Raw genomic sequence first — 2927 nt, 5'->3', positions numbered from 1 at the left:
GTCATAACGTAATAGAAATGCAAAGAAAATGTCAGAAAATGTGTGAATTTGTAGTATTTTTTTATATAATTCATTTCTTATCTTTCATGAAATGCATTTTTTATGTAATATATATACATAAGAAGATGTAGCGATTATCGAGAATAGAGAACTTCTTGTATAGACTGGGAGTGAATGGGAATGGATTTTGCAACAATTATTGGACTTATTTTAGGATTTGTAGCAGTGATAGTAGGGATGGTCGTCAAGGGCGCTGACATAACAGCCTTATTAAATCCTGCCGCAGCATTAATTATTTTTATCGGTACATTTGCTGCAGTATGTATTGCATTTCCGATGAATCAACTAAAAAGGGTTCCAAAACTATTTAAAGTTCTTTTTGGTTCAAATAAAAAGGATTTAAGTTATGAACAGTTGCTAGAATTATTTGTTCATTGGACATCTGAAAGTAGAAAATACGGTATTTTGTCTTTAGAGCAACAATTAGACAAAATTCAAGATGAATTTCTTTTGCGCGGTATGAAATTTGTGATTGATGGCGTATCCGCAGAAGATTTGGAGCAGATTTTGGAATCTGAATTAGAGGCAATTGAAGAAAGACATGCAAAGGGAGCTGCTATTTTTTCACAAGCTGGTACGTATGCACCGACATTAGGAGTTTTAGGTGCTGTTATCGGTCTTGTAGCTGCGCTTGGTAACTTAACTGATATTGAAAAGTTAGGTCATGCTATTTCGGGTGCGTTTATTGCAACGATTTTTGGTATTTTTTCAGGTTATGTATTATGGCATCCATTTGCAAATAAGTTAAAGCAAAAATCTTCAGCTGAAATTGAGAAAAAACGTTTAATCATTGATTGTTTATTAATGTTACAAGAAGGTACATATCCGTTTATTATGAAGAACCGCATTTTAGGTGCACTTTCTGCAACTGAGCGTAAAAAGCTAGAAAAAGGAGCAGAAAAAAATGCGGAGTAAGAAAAATAGAAGAGGCAAAAAGAAAAAACATGATGAGCATATCGATGAAACATGGTTAATCCCATATTCTGATATGTTAACGTTGTTATTTGCATTGTTTATCGTTTTATTCGCAATGAGTAGTATAGATGCTGCGAAGTTTAAACAGATGGCAGTTGCTTTTCGAAGTGAATTAGCTGGGGGAACAGGTAACAAAGAATTTTTAAGTGATCAAAAGCCAAATGATGAAAAAGAATTATCAGCAAGTAGCCTTGAGGCAGAACAAACAAAAAAACAAGAAGAAGCTAGAGCTAAAGAAAAAAAAGAGATGGATGAATTGAAAGCATTACAAAAAAAGATTGATCAATATATTAATGAAAAACAATTATCCTCTTCTTTTCAAACTAAATTAACTGAAAAGGGATTAATGGTGACAATATTAGAAAATATACTGTTTGATTCGGGGAAAGCAGATGTGAAATTAGAATCTTTAGGGATTGCAAAAGAGATGTCTAGCTTACTTGTTTCAGCGTCACCTCGTGAAATTACAGTATCGGGTCATACGGATAATGTCCCTATTGCCAATGCGCAGTTTGCGTCGAATTGGGAATTAAGTACGCAGCGGGCAGTTAATTTTATGCAAGTATTACTGCAAAATAAAGAATTACAACCAGAAAAATTTAGTGCGATTGGATACGGAGAATACCGTTCAATTGCTCCAAACGATACACAAGAAGGAAAGGCAAAGAATAGACGTGTGGAAGTATTTATCTTGCCTTTAACAGAGAAAGTAAAATAAAAGAGGATGGCCATCCTCTTTTATTTTACTTCAAATGATTTTAAGTTGTCGCGACGGATTTTATCTTTTTCTGCATCTGATTTTTTGAAATCATAATCATATAAAGCGCCTTCCCAATCGCCATACATTGGATTCGGGAAAATAATGAATTTCTCACCAAATTGTGCTTTTGAATCTGCTACTGTTTGGTTACGATCTTTTACAGATTTTCCATCAAAACCTGTGAAATCAGATAAGTTATCACCGAAGAATAAGACAATATCATGAGTTTGAGAAACGAGTTCACGGCGTTTTTCTTTTCCTTTTTCTTTCGGATCTTGTAGTAATATATGTTCTTTCGTTGCTTGAGGAGCACCTACACGCTCAAGATTTTTAATTGTCGCATCTAGTTGATTCGTTTTACGATTTGAGATGTAGTAAATATCTACACCTTTAGACTCTGTATATTTTAAGAAATCAATTGCGCCTGGAAGGGCTTCAGCCTCAGCTTTGTTAATCCAATCATCCCATTTGTAAGGATAGCCTTTGCCTGTTTTTACGCTCATTGCTTGATGAGGACTGTTATCTAAAACAGTTTCGTCTAAATCAAGCACGATAGCAGGTTTTTTCTCTGTCCCTTTTGCAAGAATTGCATCAAGCTTTAATTGACCAATGTTGTACCCTTGGTAGTAAAGTGCTTTCGTTTCACCGGCTGTTTGATACCATAAATCAGCCATTAATTGTTGTTCTGTTAATTTTACTTTCTCTTCTTTTGCCACTGTTTTCTCTGGTGTTCCTGAACATGCTACAAGTGATGTAGATAGAACCGCTACAGATAATAAAGTGGTAATGCCCCTCTTCATCTTCATATGTATCCTCCTTGATGTTAGAAAATCATTTTATATTATATATTAAAATATAATATTTTTATATGAACATTTGCATATTGTCTTTTGTATATATAGTAGTATGTCCTATATTAGAAAGATGAGCAAAATAATAATAGTTGTTTTGACAATTTTTATTGTCGTAATGACAATTATAATTGACAAAAAGAACTTTGTTATTTACAATTTTAACTAAATAGAACAAATGATGGATTAATGACGATGTTTACATATAAGAGGATGAAGCGCGGTGCTATATTTTGTCTTGAATAAACATAGTCTTTGAAAGAGAGTACGAATGATACTAA

General features: G+C 33.5%; 3 protein-coding genes. 2 read left to right on the top strand and 1 reads right to left on the bottom strand.

The annotated features are described in order from the left end of the window. Positions 1-180: 180 nt before the first annotated feature. Both motA and motB read left to right on the top strand, forming a co-directional pair. Entirely contained in the window at positions 181-975 is a 795-nt protein-coding gene (motA, locus tag ABWK52_RS14485; RefSeq protein WP_000344852.1) for a flagellar motor stator protein MotA, read from the top strand. Further along, a complete protein-coding gene (motB, locus tag ABWK52_RS14480; protein WP_001256735.1) occupies positions 965-1753 on the top strand; it encodes a flagellar motor protein MotB in 789 nt (262 codons plus the stop codon). Before motA ends, motB begins: the two co-directional genes overlap by 11 nt. Positions 1754-1773: 20 nt before the next feature. Here motB and ABWK52_RS14475 read toward each other — a convergent pair whose 3' ends face one another. Then, a complete protein-coding gene (locus ABWK52_RS14475) occupies positions 1774-2601 on the bottom strand; it encodes a 5'-nucleotidase, lipoprotein e(P4) family (RefSeq protein WP_000782768.1) in 828 nt (275 codons plus the stop codon). Between the last annotated feature and the right edge of the window lie 326 nt (positions 2602-2927).

Source organism: Bacillus sp. AP50, from assembly GCF_040492675.1.
GTDB lineage: Bacteria > Bacillota > Bacilli > Bacillales > Bacillaceae_G > Bacillus_A > Bacillus_A cereus.
Note: the sequence above shows the minus strand (reverse complement) of the source record. Positions and strands in the feature narration are given on the sequence as shown.

What these genes read in the sequence shown, in the direction of transcription:
- ABWK52_RS14475 (WP_000782768.1), bottom strand. Translation starts at nt 2,601, where the DNA reads ATGAAGATGAAGAGGGGCATTACCACTTTATTATCTGTAGCGGTTCTA.
- motA (WP_000344852.1), top strand. Translation starts at nt 181, where the DNA reads ATGGATTTTGCAACAATTATTGGACTTATTTTAGGATTTGTAGCAGTG.
- motB (WP_001256735.1), top strand. Translation starts at nt 965, where the DNA reads ATGCGGAGTAAGAAAAATAGAAGAGGCAAAAAGAAAAAACATGATGAG.